This is a genomic window from Leyella lascolaii, from assembly GCF_900079775.1.
Taxonomy (GTDB): domain Bacteria; phylum Bacteroidota; class Bacteroidia; order Bacteroidales; family Bacteroidaceae; genus Prevotella; species Prevotella lascolaii.
In genome coordinates, this window is record NZ_LT556037.1 from 1 (window position 1) to 1,821 (window position 1,821).

Here is a 1,821-nt window from a genome sequence, read left to right on the forward strand (position 1 = left end):
AGACCGTCAGAGTTGATGTCGATAAGGTTGTATTCCTCTTCGCTCTCTGAGGTTACGAGACCAAAGCCTGCGGAGAAGCTGCCAGAAGCCTTGTTTATATCCTTATATTTTTTATCTTTAAATTCACCCCAGCCAGCCTCTGGGCTATTACCACCTGCACCAAAATTAAAGGCGAGAGACTTACCGCCTTGGATACGGTCAAGCCCCCAGTCAACAGGCTCTGTGAAGGCATAGCCGAGGTTCAGTCTTACTTTCCTGTCCGAAAGAATCTTGTCGGGAAGCCCATCGCCATTGATGTCAATGAAAGACTCAACCGCTTCATCCGTATTCTTTGGCGCACTGCCAGAGATGGAGAATTGAGCCAGCCAGGCAGTCTGCTGGTTCAGTATGGTTGCCTTGCCCTTGGAGATTAGATTTGTGATGCTTGACGCTGAAGCCACAGGGGTGCCGCCATATCCCCATGCCTGTGAAGCATTGTCTGAGTTGTTAGAGCCGATGCCCTTGTAGATTTCGCCACTCAGTCCACCAAGAGAGTTGGTGTATTGAATCGTACCACCAGCGATGATGTCCGGGAAGCCATCACCATTCATATCCATCATGGTGACCTCTGTCTTGGCACTACCGCTCGCATCGTTGTGCGTGATGCCAAGCGCACCGCCTTGCACTACCGTGCTCTTGCTGGACATCACTTGGCTTACAGCTGCCGCACCAGTACCCTGCAAGTATTCACCTGCAAGTCCTGCCACCTCTGTATTATTATCCAATGGATTGGTAAGGAGTACATCCTGTTCTGTCAATCGGGCTGTGCTTGCCTCTGTCGCTGTAAGGTAGATGTCCTGTCGCTGACCGACCCACTTATCCATAGAAGTCTGGTCTGTACCCAATGGAGTGAATGCCATCGTGAGAGGATCAACCTTGTCGTTCTCGTTTTCAGGGTGTACTTGTTGCCGTTGGCATCCTCTACGGATGTGGCGGTAACATTGCCCTGCGTGTAGTAGTTGGCTACATCGTAGTTCTCAACAGCCTGTCTGTAAACAGAATTGCCTTTCTCCGTGTCAAGGTTCTTGGTGATGACCTCACCGAAACCGAGGAACTCACGTTCATGGCGGTCACGCTTGCCGTCCTTGTACTCAAAGGCGGTAGTCATTACAGGACCGTCGTCATGGATACCATCATCAACGGTAAGGGCAGACATTACCCACTTGCCACCAGGAAGTCCGTAGGTAGGAGTGGTATGCGCATAGTCGAGTGTGAAAGTTCCGCCCAAGGAATTGGTGACTGACTTTAACATGTTGGTTCTGCCAATGGCAGAGCGTGTAACCTTCAACTCGCTTTCCTTCTCAGACTCAACGATGTCAAGATAACCATCACCATCCACATCCTGCAATGAATAGGTCGGACGGTTGATGCTGTGCGAGGTAGAAGCACCAGGGTTGGTTGAAATCTTGATGCTTATGACAGGAATGTTGATGGTCAAAGTGAACGCTGCATTTGCAGACTCTGAGGTTGATGCCGATTCGCTGAGCGCACTTGCACCCTTCCAACTGATAGGCTCGTCAAAGCCATTGCCTGTATTAAGGGCAACAGTGATACCATCACCATTCTTCCAGACCTTATCTGGGAGACCGTCAGAGTTGATGTCGATAAGGTTGTATTCCTCTTCGCTCTCTGAGGTTACGAGACCAAAGCCTGCGGAGAAGCTGCCAGAAGCCTTGTTTATATCCTTATATTTTTTATCTTTAAATTCACCCCAGCCAGCCTCTGGGCTATTACCACCTGCACCAAAATTAAAGGCGAGAGACTTACCGCCTTGGATACGGT

The 1,821-nt window shown here is 49.9% G+C and carries 2 protein-coding genes; both read right to left on the minus strand.

Annotated elements, in window-relative coordinates:
* Window positions 1-863, minus strand: an 863-nt coding sequence (locus BN4609_RS05725; protein WP_164071585.1) for a hypothetical protein, incomplete at its 3' end; no start/stop codon positions are given.
* Window positions 794-1,821 (minus strand): toxin TcdB middle/N-terminal domain-containing protein (locus tag BN4609_RS05730; RefSeq protein WP_303645086.1); only part of this gene is annotated, 1,028 nt, incomplete at its 5' end. The genes BN4609_RS05725 and BN4609_RS05730, both read right to left, overlap by 70 nt.